Raw genomic sequence first — 23989 nt, 5'->3', positions numbered from 1 at the left:
CGGCCCGCCGTGGCGGGCGGTGAGGCGATCACGAGCCGCCGGCGCGGGCCAGCGCGCCACGGTCGATCTTTCCGGTGCCGGTACGCGGCAGCGACTGTGCCCGGATGTAGCGCCTCGGGTGTTTGAAGCGCGCGAGCCGGGCGGACAGCCACTCGCCCAGAGACTCGGCGTCCGGCAGGCTCGTCCCGGCGGCCGGCACGAGCACCGCCACCGGGACTGCGCCCCAGCGCGGGTCCGCGGCCGGGTAGACCCCTGCCTCCGCGATGGCCTCGTGGGCGAGGAGCGCGGTCTCGATCTCCTCCGGAGCGATGTTCTCGCCGCCGCTCACGAACACATTATCCACGCGGCCAACGATGGTGACACGCCCGGTCTCGTCCTCGCGGGCGAGATCGCCGGTGTGGACCCAGCCGTCGGCGTCGAGAACGGCCGCGGTGCGCTCCGGGTCGTCGACGTAGCCGTCGAACGCATGGGGGCTGCGCAGCCACAGCTCCCCTGCCCCGCCCCGCGGCGCCGGGGTGCCGTCGTCGGCGACGATGCGGTAGTCACAGTGCGGGAAGGCGGTGCCCACGCTCCCCGAGTGACGGACCAGCGCCTCCGGGTCGTCGCCGCGGCCGAGGTGGATGAAGTTCGACGGCCCGGCCTCGGTCTGGCCGTAGCTCTGGCCCACGGGGATCCCGCGCTCGCGGAACGGCGCCATCGCCGCGTCGCTGCAGGGCGCGCCCGCCGTGGTGATTCCGGCCAGCGACGACAGGTCGGCATCGGGGAATCCGGGGGTCGCGCTGATCGCACGGAGCATCGCCTCCACGGCGCCGAAGTGGTTCACGCGGTGCGCCGCGACCGCGTCGAGTACCGCGGCCGGATCGAAGGCGGGCAGCAGCACCACGCAGCCGCCGGCGTGGAGGATCGGGGTCACCGTGTTCCAGCCGCCGACGTGATAGAGCGGGAACAGCAGCAGCTCGCGGCGCTCGCCCAGGCCGGCCGGGCTGGCAGCGATGAGCTCCAGGGCGTTCCAGGTCATCTGCCGGTGGGAGACGATGCAGAGCTTGGGCACGCCGGTGCTGCCGCCGGTGTGCACGTACAGGAACGGCTCGTTGAGCGCCAAGGCCACATTCCCGGAGGGCGACGCGGGCATGGCGTCCTGGGCCGCGACGGCATCCGCGTCCAGCCGGTGCCAGTCGACGCCGTCCGTGCCGACCCCGGCGACGGCATCGGCCAGGGCAGGATCGACGAGTACCGCCCGGGCGCCGCTGCGGCGCACGAGTGCCGTCATCTCGGCGGCGGCGAGACGGTGACTGAGGGGCACGAGCACGATCCCGGCGCGCCCGCAGGCGAGATAGATCCGCACAGCCTCGATCGTATTGCGGGTCACCAGCCCCAGGCGCTCGCCCCGGCCGACGCCGAGGGTATCCGTGAGCCAGTGCGCGGTGCGGGCCACGGCGGCGTCGAGCTCGTCGTAACGCCAGTGCCGGCCGGTCTCCGCCTCGATCAGCGCACACCGGTCCGGGGTGAGCGCGGCCCGCCGGCCGACGTAGTCGCCGACCCACTCCATCGGGATCGCATTCCAGTCCAGCGGCTCGTTCATCACGCCCTCCACAGGGGTATCACGGGGTCGCGGCGACACCGCCGGTGCCGCCGCGTTACCATCCGGGCCATCATTTGAAACGGGAGCGCGCCATGGATCAACTCCGCCCCCTGGTGGACATCGGGGTCAACCTCACCCACCGACGCTTCGCCGCGGATCGCGATGCGGTGATGGAACGGGCCCGGGCGGCGGGGGTTGAGGCCATGGTGCTCACGGGTGTCGACATGGCGGGCTCTGAGGCCGCGGCGGCGCTGGCCGCGGAGACGGTGGACTGCGTGAATACCGCCGGCGTCCATCCCCATCACGCCTCGGACTGGGACGCGGACACCGCGGCCGCGGTCCGCGCCCTCGCCGGCCGGTCGAAGACCGTGGCCATCGGCGAGACCGGGCTGGACTTCAACCGGGACTTCTCGCCACGCCCGGCGCAGGAAAAGGCCTTCGCCGCGCAGCTGGAGCTCGCCGCCGAGCTCGGGCTGCCGGTCTTCCTGCACCAGCGCGACGCCGCCGAGCGCTTTACCGCGATCCTGGCCGACTACCGCGACGCCCTCCCCGGGGCGGTGGTGCACTGTTTCACCGACGGCCGGGACGTGCTCCATCCCCTGCTCGACCTGGACTGCCACATCGGGGTCACCGGCTGGGTCTGCGACGAGCGCCGCGGGAGCGCGCTGCGGGAGAGCCTCGGCGATATCCCGGGGGACCGACTGATGGTGGAGACGGATGCCCCGTTCCTGCCGCCCCGGGACCTGCGGCCGAAACCGCCTCACGGGCGCAACGAGCCGGCCTTTCTCGTCCACATCGCCCGGCGCATCGCCGAACTGCGCGGCGAGAGCGCGGAGGCGCTGGCCGAGGCGACCACGCGCAACGCCCGCGCGTTCTTCGGCCTCGGGGACTGACTCAGGCGGCGGCGCCGGCGACGTGCTCCAGGGCGTCGGCGATCACGGTGGCGTCGGCGTCGTGCCGCGGCCCGTGCTCGCTGAGATGACGGCGCCAGGCCCGGGCGCCGGGCAGGCCCTGGAACAGGCCGACCAGGTGGCGGGTCATCCGCGAGAGGCGCTCGCCCGCCGCGATCTCGCGGGCGACGTAGTCCATGTAGGCCTCGACCACGGCGACCCGGTCCGGTAGCGGCGTTGCCTCGCCGAACACCCGGCGGTCCGCCTCGGCGAGAACGAAGGGCGTCTGGTAGGCGGCCCGGCCGATCATCACCCCGTCGAAGCGCGCCAGCAGCGCCTCGGCCTCGTCCAGGTCCATGACCCCGCCGTTCAGCACGACCTCCACCCCGGGGAACGCCGCGTGCAGCCGCTCGACCCGGTCATAGTCCAGCGGCGGGATGTTGCGGTTCTCCTTCGGGCTCAACCCCTTCAGCCAGGCCTTTCGGGCGTGGATCGTGAACGAGCTGCAGCCGGCGCCCGCGACGGTCTCGACGAAACGCGCCAGGAAGGCCTCGCTGTCCTGGTGATCGATACCGATGCGTGTCTTCACCGTCACCGGCAGCCGTGTCGCCGCGCGCATCGCCGCGACCATGTCGGCGACCAGTGCCGGCTCGGCCATCAGGCAGGCGCCGAAGCGCCCGGACTGGACTCGGTCGCTGGGGCAGCCGCAGTTCAGATCGACCTGGTCGTAGCCCCACCGTTCGGCGAGCGCTGCGGCATGGGCGAGCTGTTCGGGATCGGCACCGCCGACCTGAAGCGCGACCGGGTGCTCGCAGGCGTCGAAGCGCAGGAAGCGCTCGGCGCGGCCGTGCCACAGCGCCTGTGCCGGGACCATCTCCGTGTACAGCAGGGTCCGGCCGGTGATCAGCCGCATGAGGTAGCGGTAGTGCCGGTCGGTCCAGTCCATCATGGGCGCCACGGACAGGCGCCGGTCCGGCTGAAACCGCGTAGTGGCGCGGTCTCTGGCGCCATCGGTGCGTTCAGGTCGACTGTCGTGGATGCAGTGAGTCGGCATCGTCGTATCAGCGGGTTACGTTGAGCGTGTCGCCCCCCGATGCGCCGGCGGTGCTACAGACCGGTGCCCGTAGCACTTGCCGTCGTATCGGGAGCCGTCGTGGTCAGTGTCACGGGCGTCCCCGGGCACGGCGGTATTCGCCGGCGCGGGCGGGTTCTGACGGCATCATGGCCGTATCGTACATCCACAGGCCCGGACATTCAGCACGAAAGCCCCGTCGCGTCCGCGTGGCCGGACAGTGTGACAGGGGGTCCGGAGCCGGCTCACCAGCCTGAGCGCCGCCGATGTCCTTCCCCGGTGTAATCGGAGCCGGCCTGCCCGGGGGCGTCGCCTTTTGCCCGCGCCGATGCGATCCCGGCGCAAACGCCCCCTTACACGGGCGGCCGTCACCGCGCGACGGCGTGATACCGCGCGTGCCACGAGGCGGCGGGATCGTCTTCTCCGCCCGGCGTACGGCCGTCACCGCCCGCGGGACGTCACTCCCGGTCCGACACCTTCAGCGGCGGGACCGTCGGGATCGCCTCGGCGTGGTTCATGTCGGCCTCCGTCATGCGGAAGGCGTCGGGGTAATGGGCGCGGTCAGAGCGGCGCGGGGGTTCGCTCGTACGCCAGGTGTACAGGCAGGTGTCGCATTGCCGCACCTCCCAGACGCCGGTAACCGGGCTCTCGAACAGGACGTCGACGCCCCCGGCGCCGCAGCGGGGACAGATGCTGCCGGTTTCTTCGCTCATGGTTCAGTTTCCCTCCGCGATCAGGTTCTGTAGACGGGTAATCCATTCCGCCGTCTCCGGCAGGTCCTTGACCGGCATGCCGTAATTGCCACGCCGGTCCGGGGAGACAGGGGTGGTCGCGTCGATTACCAGCTTGTCGGTGATGCCCGCGGGCGAGGAGCCCGGATCGAGGGCGACGACCGACATGTTCGGCAGCTGCACGATATCCCCGGCGGGATTCACCTTGGTCGACAGGGCCCACATCACCTGCGGCAGGTTGAACGGGTCCACGTCCTCGTCGACCATGATGATCATCTTGAGATACCCGAGCCCGTGGGGCGTCGTCATGGCGCGCGTGCCGACGGCCTTGGCGAAGCCGCCGTAGCGTTTCGCCGTCGAAATGATGGCGAGCAGCCCATGGGTATACATGGCGTTGACCGCCTCGACCTCCGGGAATTCGGCCTTGAGCTGCTTGTAGATCGGCACGCAGGTCGCGGGCCCGATCAGGTAGTCGACCTCGGTCCAGGGCATACCGAGATACAGCGATTCGAAGATCGGATCGGTACGGAAGGAAACGCGGTCGACGCGGATCACCGGCATGCTGTGGCCGCCGGAATAGTTGCCGGTGAACTCGCCGAACGGGCCCTCGAGCTCGCGCTCGCGGCCTTCGATCACGCCCTCGATCACGACCTCCGAGCCCCACGGCACGTCGAAACCGGTCAGCGGTGCCGCGGCGACCGGATAGCCCGCCTCGCGCAGCGCGCCGGCCATTTCGTATTCCGACTGGTCGTAGCGCAGCGGCGTGGACGCCATCAGCGTGATGATCGGGTCGTTGCCGATCGTGATCGCCACCGGCAGATCCTCGCCGCGTTCTTCCGCCGTGCGCAGATGGATCGCGATGTCATGCACCGGCACCGGCTGGATCGCGAGGCGGCGTTTGCCCTTAACCTGCATGCGGTAGATGCCGACGTTCTGCTTGTCGAAGCTCTCCGGGTCATCCGGGTCCCGCGAAACCACCGCCGCCTTGTCGATATAGTAACTGCCGTCACCGTCATTCAGACGGAAGAAGGGCAGGATGTCGAACAGGTTGACGGCGTCACCCGCAACACTGTTCTCCGCCCAGGGCGGGTCGTCGCGGTGCTCCGGCGAGACGGGAAACGTATCCCACCGGCGAATGAACTCGTCCACCTGCTGCCTCGTCGGCGTCAGCGGCGGGAGCCCCATGGCGATCGCGTGGTTGGGCCACGATCCCAGCGTGTTGAGTGCGACCTTCGCCTTCGTGAAGCCCGCGATATTGTCGAAATACAGCCCCGGGGCCTTCTCGCCGATACGTCCCGCGGCATTCGCCGCCGCCGCGAGATCGGGCTCGGGGAGGACCTCGTCGGTGATCCGCAGGAGCTGTCCGTGCTCTTCGAGCGCCGTCAGGAACGATCTGAGATCATCGAATGCCACGGTGGGACCTCCTTGCTGACTGGGGGGGCGGGACGTGCGCTGCCGTTCGATGGCCCGTCCCGGTGGGCCGCCCACCCCGTCCCGTGACGGAGGAGGCGGACTGGTTGCCCGACAAATCGTTCGTATACGATCTAATTCCAGTTTAGGCCCACGGCGAAGCGGCGTGCAATACTGTTCCTATACGAACGATAAACGGGTCACGATGGCGATGTTCGAGCGCACGCTCTTCCACGTGTTGCGGGTGATCCTGCAGACGCACACGGCCCGCTGGGCGGAGCAGGTGCCGGACATGACGAAGCCTCAGTTCGCGGTGCTCGAGGCCCTGGACCGGGGGGGCGAGCTGGACCAGGCGGCACTCAGTCGCGCGAGCGCCACGTCCAAGGCCACGCTCGCCGAGATGCTCAACCGCATGGAGCGCCGCGGCCTGATCGCGCGCCGGGCCGACCCGGGCGACGCGCGGCAGAAGCGCGTTCACCTGACCGCCGCGGGGGCGACGCGACTGAGAGAGGTCCGGCCGGTCGCGGACCGGGTCAACGACGGCTTCACGGCGACGCTCAGCGAGGCGGAACGGGAAACCCTGCTCAACCTCCTCGCGAAACTGCGCAGACGTGCCGAGGAGACGGAATAGCTCGCCGCCGAACGGCGCGCGCCCTGCCGCACCGCGGGAATCCGGCGGGATGTGTGAACGTCTCGCCCGGGCCCGCACGGCGAGGCCCGGGTCACCGGCCCGGCCGTTGCCTGTCGCCTTCCCTTCCCCCGCCCGCCACGTCCTGAGAACCTGTCCGGTCAACGAGTGAACCGGCGGCGCTGGCCCGCCGACCTGTCAGGGACCGGGCAGCGGATGTCCGACGGCGGCGCCCCTGCGGGCGCGCGGGCGATCCCGATGGATGACGACAGGACGGCGCGGAGTCGGCCTCGCCCGCACACGACATCATTCATGTGTCGATAAGGAGAGACACGACATGAAGGCCCTTCCCTGGCGGCATATCTACGCGGGCCTGCTGGCCCCGTTCTTCGTTCTGGGTGGAACGCTCAACGTCTTCGCATCACCGGAAATCCTCGACGATTACCAGCGCTGGGGGTATCCGGGCTGGTTCCACTACGTGACCGGCATGGCGGAATGGATCGCGGCGGTGCTGATCGCCGTGCCCGCCTCGCGCCTTGCCGGCAGCGTGCTGGCGGCCGGGGTCATGGCCGCTGCCGCCGGCACCGTGCTGTCCCACGGCGAATATGCCCACAGTGTCCCGCCCCTGATCGTCCTCGCACTGGTCTGCCTGAACGGCTGGCTGACATGGCGGGTCCGGCACCGGGATGGCCGGTAAGGGGCGGCGTTCGCCCGTTGCCTTCTAGGACCGCGTACGGGAGTGAGAGCGACTCCGTTACTGACGAGGCCTCTGTCGCACTTGGTGCCCCCGGATCATCGCCATCCAATTGCCTTCAGTCCTGGGCCACGGTCCGTCTCGACGCCCTGGCCTGCTGAGTCGTCGTTGCTGTCTGGGCCGTAGGGGGGGTCCAGCGAATATCGCCAATGCGCCCCGTTGTCGATTTCCGTCGGATGGAACGGCCGGTGTGCAACGGGGGCGCTCGTTGCCCCGGCCGCGGCCGTCCCGGCGTGGCATACCCCGCCGGCCGCGGTGTCGGCACGGCGGGCAAACACGGAGATCAGCGCACCGACCAGCAGCGTCTGGAAGACGATGGTCGTGATCGATTTCACCCGGAGGACGACGATCAGTGCGTCCCGGTCAAGGTCCAGTCGGTCGGTGACGAGATAGTCGAAGATCCACAGCCACGAGCCGGCCAGCAGGGTGAATGCCAGGGCGCCGTAGAGGCTGTGACGCAAGGTGATCGACCGGCTCTCCATCGTTTTCTCCATATCGTGTGCGGGCCGTCGCGTACGGCCGGATCATGAACCGTGCCGGTCGTCGTTCACCGGGCTGTCGGACACCGTATCGGCCCACTCGTCCAGGAGGACGGCCAGCTGTCCCGGTCCTTCGTCGGTGCCCAGGTAGACGTGTGCGCCGGCGTCGGCGAATTCCCGCGCGTAGGCGGCCTCGGTGCGGTTGCTCATGACGGCGATCCGTGTGTGCGGGAGCGCGGACGCCAGGTGCCGGACCAGATGCAGGGCGTCGCGAACGTTGCTGTCCCCGCCCACGATCACGACGTCCGGCGTCGTGTGGGAGCGAAGCACGGAGGTGACGTCGCGCTGGCGGATCGCGGCGGTGACGACGATCCCGGGCACGGCGGATGCCATCACGTCCAGACGGATCCTCAGGCGATCGTTGTCGTGCACCAGCCAGACGGTGAGCGTCGGGTACGCGCGGTCACTATTCACGGTCGTCGCACCAGGTCTGCAGGGCCCGCCCCGAGAGCGGTCCCGCGTAGTGGAATCCCTGGACCTCGTCGACGCCGAGGGCCATCAGCGCCCTGGCCTGCTCCGCGCTCTCCACGCCCTCGGCGATCGTGCGGAATCCCAGTGAGCGCCCCATGGCGACGATGGCCGCGACCACGGCGGGGCGCTTCGGATCGCCGGCCATGGCGGCGACGAGGCTGCGGTCGATCTTCAGGGTGTCGAAGGGCATGTCCGCGAGCTGGGACAGCGACGCGTACCCCGTGCCGAAGTCGTCGATGGCGACGCGGCAGCCGATCCCGCGGAGCCGGGAGAGGACGTCGCGTACCGTGGTCCCGTCGGTTACCGCCAGCCCCTCGGTGACCTCCAGCTCCAGGCGCGTCGCGTCCAGACCGCTGTCGGCGAGAGCGGCCTGGACCGATTCCAGGAGACTGTCCGTCTGGATCTGGCGCACGGACAGGTTGACCGCGACGCGCACATCGGCGAGCGCGCCGGTCCACCGGGCCGCCTCATGGCAGGCCCGGTGCAGGACCCACTGCCCCAGGGCATGGATATGTCCGGTTTCCTCCGCCAGGGGGATGAACTCGCCCGGGGAAACGTCGCCGAGCATCGGGTCGTGCCAGCGCAGCAGCGCCTCCACGCCCGTGATCACCGCACGATGCGGGTCCCACTGCGGCTGATAGACGAGATGGAGGGCGCCGTCCCGAAGTGCAACGCCCAGGCGCTGCTCCACGAGCAGGCGGCGACGCACGGCGTCCGTCGGCTCGGGGGTGTGGTAGACGGCGGTGGCGCCGGTGTGCTCAGCGCCCGCGAGCTGCGCTGCATCGGCCTTGGCGAGGAGTTCGGTGGCGTCATGTCCGTCACGTGGATGGAACGCGATCCCGATGCGCACCGGGACAGGCCATTCGTTGCCGTCGATGACGAGCGAGCGCTGCATGATGCGCTGTATCCGTTGTGCCGTCTCCTCGACGCTGGCGCTACCGCCCTCCATCCCGATGGCGAGGGTATCGTCCGATACCCGTGCCAGTACGACCCGCCGGCCGTTGGTCACCCAGTGGAGTCGGCGCGCGACGCGGTGCATCAGCACGTCCGTGCAGCCGCCGAGCGCGTGGCGCAGCAGGCTGTAACGGGCAAGGGTCACCGCGAGCACCGCCATGCCGGTGGCGCCACCGCTGTCCCGGATCCGCCGATCGACGGTCTCGATGAACGACCCGCGGTTCCGTACGCCGGTCGCCATGTCGTAGCTGTTCATGTGGTCGATGGTGCCCGCGAGCTCGCGCTCGCGGGTGGCGTCGACCACGGTGACGATATAGCGCACCGCCTCGGCGTCGTTGCAGGTGTTGATCGATATGCTCAGGACCCGCGGGCGTCCGGGGTCGATCTCCACGGGCAGGTCACCGGTCCACCGGCCACGTCCGGCGACTTCCTGCCAGATCGCGCTGCGGATCGCCTCGTCCGCGTCGTTCGGGTAGATATCGAATATCCCGCGGCCGATCATGTCGTCTTCACTTCGGCCAAAGAGGCCGCAGAACGCCGGGTTCGCCGCGAGGATGCGCCGCTCGCCATCGAGCAGCACCCCGGCCGCCAGGGAGTGGCGGAAGAACGCCTCGGCGAACGGCTGTGGGGCATGGTGACCGGCGGTCCGGTTCGGGGTGACGCAACGCAGCGATCCGAGGACCTGGCCGTCGCCCGTGACCACTCGACGATCCTCGACCCAGCGAATGCGCCCCGCCGGATCGATGTGGCGGTAGGTGGCGATCACCGGCTCGTCACTGGTGTTGCCGGCCGGCTGCCGGAATGCCCGGTTGCGGTCCTCGGGGTGCACACACTGCCACCACCACCCGTCCTCCAGGCAGTGGCTAAGGGGCTGGCCGAGGAGCTGCCCGGGATCCGGCGTGATCTCCAGCATGCGCATCCCCTGCGCATGGAGCTCGGCACGGTAGGTCACGGACGGCGCGAACACGGCCGTAGCGTCGTGCGGCCGCGATTCCGGGCTCTCGTACGGCGACGGCCCCGTGTAGTTGTTTGGGTACCACGATTTGGAGGCCATGGCGGCCAGCTCCTCGCTAGTGATTCGATCCGCCGCCGATTCTCCGGTGTCACGAGGGGCGGCGGTATCGGTGCCTCGCCGAACGGCGTTCAGGCTGTTTCCCGGCGCCGTTCGGATAATTCCGAATACCGTCTACGCCGCCGTCGCGGTGCGCAGCATGCGGTCGGGGATGTCATCGAGGCTGACGATGGCCGAGGCAGCACCGAGGCGGATCGCCTCCCTGGGCATGCCGAAGACGACACAGCTTTGCTCGTCCTGGGCCAGGGTCATGGCCCCCGCCTCACGCATGGCGAGCAGTCCCGCAGCGCCGTCGCCGCCCATCCCCGTCATGATGACCCCGATCGCATTGCCGCCCGCGACCCGCGCGACGGAGCGGAAGAGGACGTCGACTGAAGGGCGGTGCCGGTTCACGGGGGGGCCGTCGGAGGTCGTGACGTGGTACTGGGCGCCGCTGCCGCGCAGGACCATGTGCTGTCCGCCCGGTGCAATGAGGACGAGCCCGGGCCGGACGCGGTCGCCGCTTGCGGCCTCCTGGACCCGGCAGGCGCACAGTCCGTTCAGCCGCTCGGCGAACGCCCGGGTGAAGTTCGCGGGCATGTGCTGGACGACGACGATGCCCGGGCAGTCCGCGGGCATCGCCGTGAGCACCTGCTCCAGCGCCTGCGTGCCCCCGGTGGAGGTGCCGATGGCGACGATCTGATCGGTGGTGCGTCCGAGCGCGAGCGGGGCCGAGGGCGTGGTCGCCGTTGCCGGGGCGGTCCGTGGACCGCGAAGGGCGTGACGGTTCGCCTGGCCGGCCGCCCGAACGGCCTGCACGAGCTCGCTGGCACCGTGATCCAGATACTCGCGCAGCCCGGTCGTCGGCTTGGGTATAACGGCGAAGGCCCCGGCCTCGGTGGCCTCCAGTGCCAGGCGGGAGCCGCGCTCGGTGAGCGTGGAGCAGATGACCACCGGCGTCGGATGTTCCCGCATGATCTCGCGCAGGAACGTGATCCCGTCCATGCGGGGCATCTCCACGTCGAGCACGATCACGTCGGGCCACTCCTGCGCCATGCGCCGCCGGGCGAACAGCGGATCCGCGGCGACGCCGAGGAGCTCGATGTCCGGCTCACTGTCCAGCCGCTTGCCCAGCGCCTGGCGCAGGACCGCGGAGTCGTCCACTACCATTACGCGACACGACATCGTCGTTTTCTCCATTACTGTTTGCGGTATATCGAGGGCTGCACCGGGGTCAGTCCCGCATGGATGCCGTTGAGGCTCTCGGAATGCCCGATCAGCAGGTAGCCGCCCGGCGCCAGGTGCCCCGTCAGCCGGTCGATGACGCCGCGCCGGGTGTCCTGATCGAAGTAGATCAGGACGTTGCGCAGGAAGATGACGTCGAACGAACCCAGGGTCTGCGGTAGCGGCTCGTTGAGGTTGGCGTGCCGGAAGGACACGCGCTCGCGCAGCTCGCGGGCGATGAGCATCTCGCCGGCGCGCTCCCCCGTCCCTTTCAGGCAGTACCGTTTGAGGTAGGACGGCGGCATGGCATCGAGCCGAGCCACCGGATAGCGGGCGGCACCGGCCCGCTCGATGACCGGACGGCTGATGTCCGTGCCCAGCACCGACCAGTCGCGGGCCCGGGCACGGTCATCCAGGAGCATGGCGATGCTGTAGACCTCTTCCCCGGTGGAACACGCCGCGCTCCAGATGCGCAGCCCGCGCGTCGCGCCCTCCGCGATCCGGCTGAGGAACTCGAAGTGGCGGGGCTCGCGGAAGAAGTAGGTCTCGTTCGTGGTCAGCAGATCGATGGCGATGCGGGCCTCCTCCCCCGCCGGGTCGTCGAGTAGCGGGACGTAGCTGCGGTAGTCGGACAGACCCAGTTCTCGCAGCCGGCGTCCCAGCCGGCTGCACACCATCATCCGCTTGGCGTCGGGGAGGTTGATGCCGGCCGCGCGCTGGGCAAATGCCTGGATGCGTGAGAAGTCCCGGTCCGTTATCGGTGTGGTGTGCTGCATGCCCTGCCCTCAGGCCGCGTCGAGCTCGCGGATTGCCGCGAGCTCCTGGCCGTCGACCACGCGCTCCAGCGCGAGGATGATCGTGAAACCGTCGTCACGGCGTGCCATGCCGGCGACGAAGTCGTTGCGCACGCCGATACCGAGTCGCGGTGACGGCTCGATATCGGCGGTGTCGATCTCCAGGACCTCGCTCACCGTGTCCACGACCAGGCCGAGCTGGCAGAGCCCGTCCTCGTCCTCGATCTCGACGATGACGATGCAGCTGCGCCGCCCCACCTCGCACGCTCCGAAGCCGAAGCGCGCGGCGAGATCGAGCACCGGCACGACACTGCCGCGCAGGTTGATCACACCCCGGATCGACTCCCCCATGTGGGGGACGCCGGTGAGCCGGCCGAACTCCAGGATCTCGCGGATGTGCCGGATCGGCAGGGCGAAGAGTTCCTCGCCCACCCGGAAGCTCAGGTACTGCTGGGTCACGACGGTGGTTCCGCTGTCCGCTGCGTTCATGCCGCCTGCTCCTCGTCGAAGGGAATGAAGCCGTCCTCGGCGTCGGCGGGACGGCGGTTCGCGTTGGCGAAGCCGTTGTCTCGATCGGCGACGACCGCGGCGGCAGGGATGCCCATCGGGGCGGTACCGCCGCCGTGGTGAACGCGGAAGTACGCCATCAGGCTCTGGAGCTGCTGGGCCTGACTGCTCATCTCCTCGGCCGTGGACGCAAGCTCCTCGGAACCGGAGGCGCTCTGCTGGGTCAGGCGATTGAGCTGGTCCATGGCGATGTTGATCTGCCCCACCGCGGTGGACTGCTCCTCGGAAGAAGCCGAGATCTCCTGGACGAGCTCGGAGGTCTTGCGGATCGAGGGCACCATCTCCGAGAGCAGTCGGCCGGCACGGTCGGAGACGTCGAGGCTGGACGAGGCCGTCTCACCGATCTCCTGGGCCGCGACCTGGGCGCGCTCGGCGAGCTTGCGGACCTCGGCGGCCACGACCGCGAAGCCCTTGCCGTGATCGCCGGCGCGGGCGGCCTCGATGGCGGCGTTGAGGGCGAGCAGGTTGGTCTGGTAGGCGATATCGTCGATGATCGAGATCTTCTCGGCGATCTCGCGCATGGCCTTGACCGTCTGCTCCACCGCCTCGCCGCCGTTTGCCGCCTCGCTCGCGGACTGGGTGGCGATGTTGTCGGTCACCCGGGCGTTCTCGGTGTTCTGCTGAATCGAGGCGGTCATCTGCTCCACCGAGGCGGTGGTCTGCTCGACGCTCGTCGCCTGCTGGGTGGCCGCGTGCGCCATGGACTGACCGGTGGCACTGACCTCTTCCGAGGCCGCGGCGAGCTGGTCGGCGGCGGAGCGCACGTCGCCGATGATGGCCGACAGGCGCTGTGCGGTTTCCTGCATGGCCCGCAGCAGCTCGCCCGTCTCGTCGCCGGCACTGGTATCGAGCTCGACGGTCAGATCGCCCTCCGAGATCTGCCTGGCGGCGGTCACGCAGCGGTGGATGGCACCGACGACCCGCCGGGTCACCAGCCACGCGGCGAGCACGGCAATGGCGAGCCCCGCGATGCCGAGCCCGATGAGCAGCGCCAGGGTGAACCGGTAGACGCTCTCCGCGGCGGTGGCGGTCTGCGTGAACGCCTCGCTCTCATAGGCGAGCAGGGCCTCGATCGAGTGGATGTAGTCCTCGCGAAGCGCCTGCACATCGCTCATGAGGAACCGCTCTGCCGCTTCGACATCCCGGCCGGCGATGTCGACCAGCTCGCCGGTCGCGGCCTGTAGCGCGGAAAGGTCCGCGCGGGTGCGCTCGACCAGTGCGAGGGCCTCGGGGGAGTCGGCATGCGCGGCGGTGAGCTGGTCGAGCAACGGGGGATTTGCCGCGAAAGCCCGGTCTATGACGTCGAGGCGGTCCTGCCTGATGGCAGGGTCCTCTGCGAGGAGGTAGTCGCGCAGCGATACCGCGATCTCGTTGGCGTTGTCGATGACGTCGTTAGCCCGTACCGTATTCGGCCAGCGCTGCTCGCTGAGCTCGATGGCACCGGCCTCGACGCGGGCGAGCCCGATGACGGCCGCGGTCGCCATCACCCCCATGAGGGCCAGGACCAGGCCGAATGACAGGGCCAGGCGCTGGCCGATCTTGAGCTTCTTGAACATTCAGGGATCTCCTTGGTGATGCCCCGGTCGCGGGGTGCGTTCATACTGCTCAGCGCCCGTGGATTCGGTTATCGGCGGGGATCGGAAAGGCCTCTCGGAACCGGCGACCTCGGGCTCGGACTATTCCGATACGGGGCTGGCGAACGGTCCGGACGCCGTCCGGTGTGCCCGGGGCGGTGGATCGGCGTCCCGGCGAGCCGCGGATCCGGGGCGGCGCCCTCCCCGCTGCCCCCCTGGCCGTGCCGTGGCGAAGGGCATCGGCTTCAGTCGTGGGGACACCGTTCCCGGACGGTATGGTGGGTGACGGTGAGCTGGCGCCCGGTCATACCGGTCACCGTGCCCGCTGCCGGAATGCGCTACGGGCGATGACCGGGTGCTAGGAAGGCCGGGAGTGGGCCTGCCGGTCAGGCGGGGAAGGTGTCGCTCACCCCGCCTCCCCGTCGCCGGGTGGCGATCCGGTGTCCTCCGCCGCCAGCAGCCGGGCAAGCCGTTCCACCGCCTGTCCCCTCCCCCTGTGTCCGTTGCCGAACAGCAGGCCGAGCGGGATATTGCGGGTGCCGCCGCGCTCCAGTGGCAATGCGACGAGGGTGCCGCTATCGAGGTGTTCCCGGACCAGGTGGCGGGGGAGCCAGCCGTAGCAGAGGCCGGCACGTACCGCCTCGATCGCCGCCTCGACCGTGCTCATCCACCAGATCTTGCCGTTGTCGTCCAGCTGGCCCTGCTCCGTGCCCCGAATCTCTACCCGGAGACAGCGGTTGAGATTCGCCGCATTCGGCGGTGTCTCTGGACGGACCAGAGGGTGATCGGCATGCGCGACGGCGATCAGCGGCACGTTGCTGACAATGGTGGCGCCGCGCTCGCCGGGCTCGGCGATCAGGACTGCCAGATCGAACGCATCCCCGTCGACGTCGCGAGGTGTCAGGCGCACGGTCTCGCGCAGATGGACCTCGACGTGCGGATGCATGCCAGCGAACGCCTTCAGGGCGGCGAACAGGCTCGGCCTGGGGAAAATGCTGTCGACCAGCAGCCGGATCCGGAGGTCCTCGCCGGCGGCCAGGGCCCGGGTCCGGTCCTCGAGCCGCGAGAGCTCGTCGATGAGCGGCGATGCCTCGCCGAGCAGGGTCGCGCCGGCGTCCGTCAGCACGGCCCGCCGGCCCCTGATCTCGAGCAGCCTCACGCCCAGCGCCTCCTGCAGGCGCCCGACGGCGTAGCTTACCGAGGACTGACTGCGGTGCAGGGCCTTTGCCGCCTGGGCGAAACCGCCCTCGGTGATCACCGTGCGCAGCACGCCCCACTGCTCGATGGTGGACTCAGGCAGACGTGCGATGGCGACCTCCCGGGCGTACGGCGAAAGCTATCGGAATATCCGATAATAATAACCGTAAAATCGCGCTTTTAATACGAATTATTAGATAGATAATGACGACACAATCGCACTGTGCAACACGGAGTCACACCATGAGCGAGGAGTTCGAATCGACCCGGCCCGACGAGCTGACCGGCTTCGTCGGCTGCCATCTGATCTACACCTATGACAACGGCTGGCAGTACGAGATCTACGTCAAGAACGAGCGCACGTTCGACTACCGCATCCACAGCGGCATGGTCGGTGGCCGCTGGGTGCGTGACCAGCCCGTGCATATCGTTCGCCTGGCTGACGGGGTCTACAAGCTGTCCTGGGACGAGCCGACGGGCACCACGGTCAGCGTCGCCGTCAACCTGGGCGAGCGCCGGCTTCACGGGGTCATCTTTTTCCCCCGCTGGATCGCGGAGGACCCGAAGAAGACGGTGTGCTACCAGAACGAGCACATCGAGGAGATGATCGCCCTCCGCGATGCCGGGCCGACCTACCCCAAGCTGGTGATCGACGAGTTTGCCACGATCACCTTCCTGGAATACTGCGACGCCAACGACGAGGACGTGATCGCCTGCCCGCCGTCTGAGCTGCCGGCCGACTACGCCGCCCGCCGCAACTGACCGGCACGCCCTCGCCCGCCGTGCCGTAATGGCGGACCGGTGTCCCGCTACGGGACACCGGTCCGGGGGCGGTGCCGTGGTGGCGCGGTCAGCCGGCCCAGGCTAGTTCCTCCCGCGCGATCGCCTGCGCGGTCACGCGCGCGACGTCGAGGATCAGCGCGACCTCGCCACTGCCGAGCACGGTCGCCCCGCTGACGCACTCCAGCCGGTCGAAGACCCGTCCGAGTGGCTTGAGTACCGTCTGGTGCTCGCCGAGCAGCCGGTCGACGACCAGCCCGTACAGCGCCCCCTCGTGACGGATCACGACGACATTACGCCGCCGGGCCTCCGGCCCGGTGTGGCCGAGCGCGCGGTTCAGCGCGATCAGCGGCAGTGCGTGCCCCCTCAGCGGCAGCACCTCGCCACGGTGGCCACCCGGCAGCTCCACGCACTCGACGACCGCATCGAGCGGCAGTACGTAGGGCGTGCCGGCGACTTCGAGCAGGAAGCCATCGATGATCGCGAGGGTCAGCGGAAGGCGAATGCGAAAGCGCGTGCCTGCCCCGGGCGTCGTGTCGAGCTCGATCGTCCCGCGCAGGGCCTCGATATTGCGTCGCACGACGTCCATACCGACGCCGCGCCCGGACACGTCGCTGACCCTGTCCGCCGTGGAGAAACCGGGCTCGAAGATCACCTGGAGCATGGCACGCTCGTCGATCTCGGTACCGGGCTCGACGAGGCCCCGGGCTTCGGCGCGGGCACGCACCCGCTCCGGGTCCATGCCCGCGCCGTCGTCCTCGATCTCGAGCACCACGTGGCCGGCCTCGTGATACGCGTTCAGCCGGACGCGTCCCACCGCGGGCTTGCCCGCCGCACGGCGCCGCCCGGCGTCCTCGATGCCGTGGTCCACGGCATTGCGCACGAGATGGGTCAGAGGGTCCACGATGCGCTCGACAACGGTCTTGTCGAGCTCGGTGTCGCCCCCTTCGATGACCAGCTCGATGTCCTTGCCGAGCTGCCGGCCGGTGTCGCGCACGATGCGCTGGAAACGCCGGAACGTCTCGCCCACGGGCACGGTGCGCACGGACAGCGACACCTCGCGCAACTGCTCGACGAGCCCCGAGAGGATCTCGCTGCTCTCCGCCAGCCGGCCGCCCGCGGCGCGGCCCTCGGTCGCAACCGCCGCCGAGGCGACCACCAGCTCTCCCACCAGGTCCACCAGTGCGTCCAGCTTGTCGGAGCGCACCCGCAGGAACGACACCGCCGGCTGCGCCGTGGCGGCGGCCGCCGCGGCCGGCTCCCTGCCCCCCTGAACCGGCGATTCGGACACCTCCGTGTCCGGGGCGGACGGCGGCGTGATGGTCAGGTCGACGTCCTCGCGGACGAACTCGAACACGTCTTCCAGGGCGGCGGCGGTGGTCTGCGCGTCGAGCACGACGCTCAGGCCGAGATAGCAGCGCTCCGGCTCCAGGGCGGCAAGGCCACAGCGGTCATCCCACGACGGGGTTACCTGCCGGAGCGTGCCGAGCCCGCCGAGGTGGCGGGCAAACGCCAGCGGATCGATCCCGCAGGCGAGCACGTCCGGCTCGAAGCGGAACGATACCGTCCACTCACCCGCCGTGCCCGCCACGGCCTCCGGGGTGCCCGCGCCGGCGGGGGCGGACGCCACGCCGGCGGGTTCGCCCAGGTAGTGCCGCAGCCGTGCCACCAGCGCGTCGCCGCGGTGGCGCAGGGCGTCCGGGGCCGGCCCCTCGATGCCGCAGAGCGTACCGAGGTGGTCCCCGCATTCCAGCAGCACCGCGATGAGCTCGGCGTCCACGCTCAGCTCGTGCTCACGCACGCGGCCGAGCACGCTCTCCATCTCGTGGGCGAACGGTACGGCCGCCTCGCGGGCGAACAGCCCGGCCGAGCCCTTGATCGTGTGCGCGGCGCGGAATACGCGGTGGGGCAGCTCGGGATCGTCCGGCCGTTCCTCGAGCTGGAGCAGCGCCTCCTCCATGTCGGCGAGCAGCTCACGGCTCTCCGCGAGAAAGGTTTCGAGCATCTCGTTGTCCTGCATGGATCACGCCTCCCGGTGCAGGGTGAGCCCGCTGCCATCCAGCAGGCCGGGCATTGCCAGCGTTTCGGCAACCTCACCGCGGGCGCCGACGATCTCCCGGCCGACACCGTCGGCCGCCATCGCGAACAGGATCTGAAGCCCCGCCACGTCGAGCGCGGAGACCGCGGAAACGTCGATACGCAGTGCCGATCCGGCCCCCTCGCCCACCGTCAGGATCGCCTCGCGTATGGCGGCCGCGTTCTGGACGGTGAATTCGCCGTGGAGATGGATCACCCCGTCGGCGCAGTCGATATACGGCATATCGGTCATGGTTTCCCCCTAGGCAGCGAGCTTGGCGACGGCGTCCAGCAGCTGCTGGGGCTGGAAGGGTTTGACCAGCCACGCCCGGGCCCCGGCGGCACGCCCCTCGGCCTTGCGCGTGTCCGACGACTCCGTGGTCAGCATCATCACCGGCGTGAACCGGTAGGCCGTGTTGCCGCGCAGCGCCTTCAGGAAGCCGATCCCGTCGAGGCGCGGCATGTTGACGTCGCTGATCACCAGGTGAACGCGCTGGCCCGTCAGTTTCTCGAGCGCCGCCTGCCCGTCTCCGGCCTCGATCACGTCGTAGTTGGCGCCGCGCAGGGTGGTGGCGACGACCTGGCGGATGGAGGCCGAGTCGTCGACGATCAGAATGGTCTTGGTCATGGTTGTTGGCTCCTACGGTGAACCGGCCGGATCAGAAGAAGGTCACGCTGCCGCCGGCCGCGGTCGCGGCCGGTGTGCCTCGGTGGTTGTGGTGCTCCTCGGCCATGGCATAGCTGTTCTCGAGGGCGGCGAGCAGCTCGCTGACGTCGATGCCCGTGTACGGCCGATCGCCCCCGGACCCCGAGGCCGCGCCCTCCAGGCGGGCGGCGCCATCGCGCACGCTCTCCGCGACATGGGTGAGCATCTGGCTGACACGGTCCTGGAACTGAAGGGCGACGATCGCCGCCTCGACGTCGTCGCGGATGCCGCGATTGCACTCCTGGAGATCGTGCGCGCTGCCGGCGAGACGCCGGGTCGCGCCCTCGAAGTCGGCGAGCACGGCACCGATTCGCTCGGCGGCGTTCTCCACCGCACGGGAATCGTGGTCGGCGGATGCCTCGGTCGCGGTGAAGGCCTCGTTGAGGGCGTGTTTGATCCGCCCCACCTCCTCGCCGATGCGCTTGCCGGTCTCCCCGGAGTGGCGGGAGAGCCGGCGGACCTGCTCGGCGACGACGGCGAATCCCCGCCCGGCGTCGCCGGCCCGTGCCGCCTCGATGGAGGCGTTTAGCGCCAGGAGGTTGGTCTGCGCGGCGATCGCGCCGGCGTCGGCGGCCATGCGGTCGAGCTCGTCGGTAAAGGCCAGCAGACCCCGCATCTCCTCGACCACGCCGCGCTTGCCGTTTACCGCGGTCTCCAGTGCCTGCAGCACCGCCGAGAGGCGCCGTTCGCTGTCGCTGTAGAGGGCGTCGAGCCCGCCGTCGCCACCGACGACCCGGTCGGCGACGCCGAAGGTCTCGTCGATTCGGGTCACGACGCTGGCGAACCGGCCGCTCAGCTCCGCCACCTCGTCGACGGCATGCGACGTCGCGGCCTCGATCTGGCGCTGCCATACGGGCAGGAGCCGGGTGCCGAGATCAAGGAGATCGGTGAGCGCGGCCGTTCCGTCCGCCGCCGCCTCCGGCGCGTCGGCATCAGGGGGTTCCGGCAACGCGCGTGAGGCGCGGCGGTCGAGCCGCAGCGCCACGGCGAGCAGCCCCGCAGCGACGGCCCCGGTCCCCCACCCCGTGCCGCTCAGCGCGACGAGCGCCACGCCGGCGGTGGCGGCAAGCAGACTGTGGCTCGGCACGTATCGAGATGCAGATCGGGGAATCGACACACTGTGGCCCTCCGCTGATTCCGGAGGGCATCGTGCCGCGATCGGCGTGGTGGCGGGATCGGCGGCCGGCGTAACCGTTGCTCGGAATGGGCGCGGCCCGGTTCGGACTATTCCGAACCGGGCCCGTCGACGTCCCCCGGTCCGGGGGTGCCGGCCAGCCCGTGATCGAAGGCGTAGCGGAACAGCTCGGCGAGGTTGTCGAACTGCATCTTCTCCATGAGGCGTGCCTTGTGGCTGCTCACCGTCTTGATGCTCACGCACAGCTCGTCGGCGATCGCCGAGACCGTGCGCCCGTTCGCCAGTCCGACGAAGACCTGGTATTCCCGGGCGGAGAGCGCCTCGTGGGGCGGGCGCTCGGTGGTCCCGAGCATGCCCAGGGCGAGCTTCTCCATGAGCTCCGGGCGGAGGAACACGCCCCCGGCCGCGACCTTGCGTATGGCCTCGGCGATCTCCGCACGGCGGCTCGTCTTGGGGAGATAGCCGGACGCGCCCGCACGTACCGCGCGTACGCCGTACTGCTCGTCGCTGTGCATGCTGAACACCAGCAACCGGACGTCCGGCCTTTCCTCGCGGACCTGGCGTATGAGGTCCACCCCGCTGCGCCCGGGCATGGACATGTCCACGAGCGCGACATCGGCGCTCTCCCGGCCGAGCAGGGCCAGGAGCTGGGCGCCGTTCTCCGCCTCGCCGACGAACGTGAAGTCGGTCTCGGCGTCGATCATCTCGCGCAGGCCGTCACGAACGACGGCGTGATCGTCGGCAACCACGATACGCGTCATTGCGGTTCCTCCCCGTCCGGGACCGGCAGTCTCACCACGATGCAGGTGCCCTCCCCCGGCGTGCTGTTCACCCGCAGTTCACCGTCGAGCTGTACCGCGCGTTCGCGCATCCCGAGCATGCCGAGGGGGCGGCGCCCGCCGGACGTCCCCTCGTGGGACGAGAAGCCGTGGCCGTCGTCACAGATCTCCAGCCCCAGCCCGTCGCCGCCCTGGGCGATGGTCACCCAGACGTTGCCGGCACCGGCGTGCCGGGCCGCATTCGTCAGGGCCTCCTGCACGATGCGGAACGCGGCGGTCGCGACCTTGCCCGGCACGCGGTATTCCTCGCGGTCCATGTGTACGTGCACCCGGTAGCTCATCCGCTCCTGGTGCTGTTCGGCGAGCCACTGAACCGCCGCCGCCAGGCCGATGTCGTCGAGGATCGGCGGGCGCAGGTCCCGCGCGATACGGCGGATGTTCGCGACCATGTCCTCGACGAGCCCGCGCATGCCCTCGAGCAGCGCGTCCGCCCGTGGGCCGAGGTCGTAGCCGGTGAGCCGGTCCAGATCGATCATCAGGGCCGTCAACGTCTGTCCGAGGTCATCGTGGAGCTCCCGCGCAATCCGCGTCTGCTCCTCCTCGCGGATCGCCAAAAGCTGGCCCGACAGGGCCCGAAGCTCCTCGCGGGAGCGGCGGAGTTCGAGCTCCGCGGCATGACGTTCGCGTATGTCCCTGAGAACGACGATGACGTAGCCATCCGTGCCGTCCTCCTCGGCGTCGGCAATGACGCTGGAGACCTCGACCGGGATGGCGTGACCGTCCCTGTGGCGGATCCGCACTTCACCGAAGAAACGCCCATGCTCGTCGCGATACCGGGTCGCGGCAGCGGTGTCGGGGTCGTCCATGTCCAGCAGCTCCTCGCGGGTGAAGCGCTTGAGCTCGTCCTCGTCCATGCCGAAGAGCTGGCAGGCCTGTGGATTGGCCTCGAGCACGTGGCTCTGGCCGTCGAGGAGGACCTTGGCGTCCAGGCTGTTGTCGAACAGCGAGCGATACCGCCGTTCGTTGCGCGCGAGTGCGCGGCGCTGCTCGATCCACTCGGTCTCGTCCTCGACGATCAGGTTGACGCCGGTGACCCGGGCCCCCTGGAACAGGGGCGTTGCGGCAATGCCGGCGTAGATGTGTCCGCCGCCGACGGACATCGTTACGCGGAAGTGGTGGGGATGGCCCATGAGCGTGTCGCGAATATGGCTGACGACGCCGGCCCGCTCGTCCGGCACGACGGTCTGCACGAACGTGCGGCCGTGGAGCCCGTCCCCCTCCTCGCCGAACATCACGATGGCCGCCGCGTTGGCCGCCTGGATCACGCCGTCGGCGTCGAGGCGCAGGGCCGGATCGGGATTGAAGTCGAACAGCGTCCTTTCACGGGCCTCGGCCTCGCGCACGAGCTCGCTCTTCTCGAGCTGTTCCCGCCGGACGCCGAGCAGCATCAGTCCGGTACAGACTGCCGCGATAACGACGTAGCTCCAGCGCTGGTAGCTGACCAGCTCCTGTTCCCAGTCGCCCCAGAGCAGATCTGCCGAGACCACGAACTCGATCGTCCCGAACCAGAGCAGGCCGATGAGTATGCTGATCAGGAAACCGATACGAGGTCTGAACCGCAGGGTGCCCCCTCCCTGGCGCGGGTCGCCGATTTCGCCGGCATTCTCTCTTTTGGCCAAGTGTTACCGTTTTGCTGCTGCACGCGTCAAATACCGTCCCTGTCGTCGCCGTCCGATTCCCCAGAGGCGGTCCACTACGGCGGCGTACTGTGGCAGACTGCGCGGCCAGCCCAGCCGACGAGCGCTTCTCATGTCCGTTATCGGCCCGGTCGAGTTCTACATGACCGTTGGATGTGGTCTCTGCGACGAGGCCATGGCGATGCTGCAGCCGATCGCACAGCGGCTCGCCATCGACGTTCAGGTCCGCGACGTCCTCGACGATCCGGACTGGGAGACGCGCTACGGCGTGCGCATCCCGGTGTTGCGACGTGGCGACACCGGTGCCGAGATCGGCTGGCCGTTCGATGATGCGGCACTGTACCGGTTCCTCCTGTGAGTCCGCGCCATGCGCTGCTCGCGCTGCTGCTGTTCCTGGTGCTGACACCGGCGGCAGCGGCGGCACCCTGGGTGCTCATCGATACCGACCGTGACCTCGTGGAGGTGCGCGACGGCGGACGTGTCGTCGACGTCTTCGAGGATATTTCCTGGGGCCGCGGCGGCGTTGCCGACCTCCACCTGAACGGCGACGACACCACGCCGACCGGGGATTACCGGGTCACGCGGATCGACCGTTCCAGCCGCTTCCACGTCTTCATCGGCCTGGATTACCCGACCCTGGAGCACCTCTCGCGCGCCTATCAGCGCGGCGTGATCGACAACGCCCGCTATCGCGAGCTGCGCGATATCGCCTACGCCGGCCGTCCCCTGCCCCAGGACACCGTGCTCGGCGGCTATATCGGCCTGCACGGCCTCGGCCGTGCCGATCCGGAGTGGCACGAGCGTTTCCACTGGACCGAGGGATGCGTCGCGCTCACCGATGCACAGATCGACCAGCTTCTGAGCTATATTCACGAAGGCAGCCGCGTCGTCATTCGTTGACGGCCTGTCCGGCACGGCCGCTCACCGCGGACAGGCTTGCAACAGCCGCGGCGAACAGTGATGATTGGGCAACGATAACCGTCCGTCGGGCGGTTGAGCGACGTTCGACCACACCTATGCACGACAAGGCAAGGAGTTGCTCCATGACTACCACGCTCAGCACTGCGCTCAAGATCTCCGCCGCCGCCGCCTCCATGGCACTGCTCGTCGGCTGTGCCTCCCAGGCGACCGAGGACATGAACGCGCGCATCGACGAGGCGATGATGACCGCCGAGGATGCTCAGTCCACCGCCAACGAGGCCCAGTCCACCGCGAACGCCGCCATGGCCGCCGCCGAGGATGCCCAGGCGACCGCTGACGATGCCATGAGCGCTGCCCAGGCCGCGCAGTCCACGGCAGACCAGAACGCCCAGAAGATCGACCGCATGTTCAAGAAGGCGATGTACAAGTAAACACGCCTTCCCGGCCGATCGAGAAC

25 protein-coding genes are annotated in these 23989 nt (G+C 69.5%); 7 read left to right on the top strand and 18 right to left on the bottom strand.

All coding sequences use genetic code 11. The features are described 5' to 3' along the window. Window positions 1-28 precede the first annotated feature (28 nt). Complete coding sequence (locus G7A99_RS03355; RefSeq protein WP_163138862.1) at window positions 29-1582, bottom strand: class I adenylate-forming enzyme family protein; 1554 nt, start codon at window positions 1580-1582, stop codon at window positions 29-31. A 92-nt stretch (window positions 1583-1674) separates the two neighbouring features. Here G7A99_RS03355 and G7A99_RS03350 point away from each other — a divergent pair, with 92 nt between their 5' ends. Next, complete coding sequence (locus tag G7A99_RS03350; protein ID WP_163138861.1) at window positions 1675-2475, top strand: TatD family hydrolase; 801 nt, start codon at window positions 1675-1677, stop codon at window positions 2473-2475. Window position 2476: 1 nt separating this feature from the next. Here the strand turns inward: G7A99_RS03350 and dusA are convergent, their stop codons facing one another. From dusA to G7A99_RS03335, 3 genes are all read right to left on the bottom strand, one after another. Beyond that, window positions 2477-3526 carry a tRNA dihydrouridine(20/20a) synthase DusA gene (gene dusA / locus G7A99_RS03345; RefSeq protein ID WP_371807593.1) on the bottom strand — a complete coding sequence of 350 codons (1050 nt, stop codon included), beginning with the start codon at window positions 3524-3526 and terminating at the stop codon, window positions 2477-2479. Between the two features lie 476 nt (window positions 3527-4002). Then, complete coding sequence (locus G7A99_RS03340; RefSeq protein ID WP_163138859.1) at window positions 4003-4257, bottom strand: non-oxidative hydroxyarylic acid decarboxylases subunit D; 255 nt, start codon at window positions 4255-4257, stop codon at window positions 4003-4005. A gap of 3 nt (window positions 4258-4260) precedes the next feature. Further along, entirely contained in the window at window positions 4261-5688 is a 1428-nt protein-coding gene (locus tag G7A99_RS03335; protein WP_163138858.1) for a non-oxidative hydroxyarylic acid decarboxylases subunit C, read from the bottom strand. A 202-nt stretch (window positions 5689-5890) separates the two neighbouring features. On the opposite strand from G7A99_RS03335, the gene G7A99_RS03330 reads away from it, so the two are divergent. Both G7A99_RS03330 and G7A99_RS03325 read left to right on the top strand, forming a co-directional pair. Then, window positions 5891-6316: a MarR family winged helix-turn-helix transcriptional regulator gene (locus G7A99_RS03330; protein WP_163138857.1), complete on the top strand. Its 426-nt coding sequence runs from the start codon at window positions 5891-5893 to the stop codon at window positions 6314-6316. Between the two features lie 334 nt (window positions 6317-6650). Continuing rightward, on the top strand, window positions 6651-7010 hold the full coding sequence (locus G7A99_RS03325; protein WP_163138856.1) for a DoxX family protein: 360 nt from the start codon (window positions 6651-6653) through the stop codon (window positions 7008-7010). A 95-nt stretch (window positions 7011-7105) separates the two neighbouring features. Here the strand turns inward: G7A99_RS03325 and G7A99_RS03320 are convergent, their stop codons facing one another. The 8 genes from G7A99_RS03320 to G7A99_RS03285 all read right to left on the bottom strand — a co-directional run bounded on the left by G7A99_RS03320 (window position 7106) and on the right by G7A99_RS03285 (window position 15511). Continuing rightward, window positions 7106-7549 (bottom strand): hypothetical protein, encoded by a 444-nt coding sequence (locus G7A99_RS03320; RefSeq protein WP_163138855.1) that lies wholly within the window; start codon window positions 7547-7549, stop codon window positions 7106-7108. Window positions 7550-7591: 42 nt separating this feature from the next. After that, entirely contained in the window at window positions 7592-8020 is a 429-nt protein-coding gene (locus G7A99_RS03315; RefSeq protein WP_163138854.1) for a response regulator transcription factor, read from the bottom strand. Then, on the bottom strand, window positions 8013-9998 hold the full coding sequence (locus tag G7A99_RS03310; protein WP_163138853.1) for a bifunctional diguanylate cyclase/phosphodiesterase: 1986 nt from the start codon (window positions 9996-9998) through the stop codon (window positions 8013-8015). The genes G7A99_RS03315 and G7A99_RS03310 overlap by 8 nt, the downstream gene beginning before the upstream one ends. A gap of 219 nt (window positions 9999-10217) precedes the next feature. Next, the gene (locus tag G7A99_RS03305; protein WP_205599707.1) at window positions 10218-11267 is read right to left on the bottom strand and encodes a chemotaxis response regulator protein-glutamate methylesterase; all 1050 of its coding nucleotides are present in this window, start codon (window positions 11265-11267) and stop codon (window positions 10218-10220) included. 14 nt (window positions 11268-11281) lie between these two features. After that, complete coding sequence (locus G7A99_RS03300) at window positions 11282-12082, bottom strand: protein-glutamate O-methyltransferase CheR (RefSeq protein ID WP_163138851.1); 801 nt, start codon at window positions 12080-12082, stop codon at window positions 11282-11284. A 9-nt stretch (window positions 12083-12091) separates the two neighbouring features. Then, window positions 12092-12589, bottom strand: a complete 498-nt coding sequence (locus G7A99_RS03295; RefSeq protein ID WP_163138850.1) for a chemotaxis protein CheW — start codon at window positions 12587-12589, stop codon at window positions 12092-12094. Beyond that, entirely contained in the window at window positions 12586-14223 is a 1638-nt protein-coding gene (locus G7A99_RS03290; protein ID WP_240466075.1) for a methyl-accepting chemotaxis protein, read from the bottom strand. The genes G7A99_RS03295 and G7A99_RS03290 overlap by 4 nt, the downstream gene beginning before the upstream one ends. A 424-nt stretch (window positions 14224-14647) precedes the next feature. Then, window positions 14648-15511: a LysR family transcriptional regulator gene (locus tag G7A99_RS03285; RefSeq protein ID WP_163138849.1), complete on the bottom strand. Its 864-nt coding sequence runs from the start codon at window positions 15509-15511 to the stop codon at window positions 14648-14650. A 170-nt stretch (window positions 15512-15681) separates the two neighbouring features. On the opposite strand from G7A99_RS03285, the gene G7A99_RS03280 reads away from it, so the two are divergent. After that, entirely contained in the window at window positions 15682-16200 is a 519-nt protein-coding gene (locus tag G7A99_RS03280; protein ID WP_163138848.1) for a phenolic acid decarboxylase, read from the top strand. An 88-nt stretch (window positions 16201-16288) separates the two neighbouring features. Here the strand turns inward: G7A99_RS03280 and G7A99_RS25840 are convergent, their stop codons facing one another. The 6 genes from G7A99_RS25840 to G7A99_RS03250 form a co-directional block, all read right to left on the bottom strand. Continuing rightward, window positions 16289-18238, bottom strand: coding sequence for a chemotaxis protein CheA (locus G7A99_RS25840; protein WP_163138847.1), 1950 nt, complete (start codon window positions 18236-18238; stop codon window positions 16289-16291). A 3-nt stretch (window positions 18239-18241) separates the two neighbouring features. Next, window positions 18242-18547 carry an STAS domain-containing protein gene (locus G7A99_RS03270; protein ID WP_163138846.1) on the bottom strand — a complete coding sequence of 102 codons (306 nt, stop codon included), beginning with the start codon at window positions 18545-18547 and terminating at the stop codon, window positions 18242-18244. Window positions 18548-18556: 9 nt separating this feature from the next. Further along, window positions 18557-18922 carry a response regulator gene (locus G7A99_RS03265; protein ID WP_163138845.1) on the bottom strand — a complete coding sequence of 122 codons (366 nt, stop codon included), beginning with the start codon at window positions 18920-18922 and terminating at the stop codon, window positions 18557-18559. Window positions 18923-18953: 31 nt separating this feature from the next. Then, a complete protein-coding gene (locus tag G7A99_RS25130) occupies window positions 18954-20087 on the bottom strand; it encodes a methyl-accepting chemotaxis protein (RefSeq protein ID WP_163138844.1) in 1134 nt (377 codons plus the stop codon). Window positions 20088-20224: 137 nt separating this feature from the next. Continuing rightward, on the bottom strand, window positions 20225-20896 hold the full coding sequence (locus G7A99_RS03255; protein WP_163138843.1) for a response regulator transcription factor: 672 nt from the start codon (window positions 20894-20896) through the stop codon (window positions 20225-20227). Further along, entirely contained in the window at window positions 20893-22593 is a 1701-nt protein-coding gene (locus G7A99_RS03250; protein ID WP_163138842.1) for a PAS domain-containing sensor histidine kinase, read from the bottom strand. Before G7A99_RS03250 ends, G7A99_RS03255 begins: the two co-directional genes overlap by 4 nt. A gap of 130 nt (window positions 22594-22723) precedes the next feature. On the opposite strand from G7A99_RS03250, the gene G7A99_RS03245 reads away from it, so the two are divergent. From G7A99_RS03245 to G7A99_RS03235, 3 genes are all read left to right on the top strand, one after another. Beyond that, window positions 22724-22969: a glutaredoxin family protein gene (locus tag G7A99_RS03245; protein ID WP_205599706.1), complete on the top strand. Its 246-nt coding sequence runs from the start codon at window positions 22724-22726 to the stop codon at window positions 22967-22969. Next, window positions 22966-23511: a murein L,D-transpeptidase family protein gene (locus G7A99_RS03240; protein ID WP_163138841.1), complete on the top strand. Its 546-nt coding sequence runs from the start codon at window positions 22966-22968 to the stop codon at window positions 23509-23511. Before G7A99_RS03245 ends, G7A99_RS03240 begins: the two co-directional genes overlap by 4 nt. A gap of 143 nt (window positions 23512-23654) precedes the next feature. Then, entirely contained in the window at window positions 23655-23963 is a 309-nt protein-coding gene (locus G7A99_RS03235; RefSeq protein WP_163138840.1) for an Lpp/OprI family alanine-zipper lipoprotein, read from the top strand. The last annotated feature ends 26 nt before the right edge of the window (window positions 23964-23989 follow it).

It is taken from the genome of Arhodomonas sp. KWT, assembly GCF_010993615.1.
The sequence above is the reverse complement of the archived record's forward strand: the minus strand, read 5'-3'. Positions and strand labels throughout refer to the sequence as shown.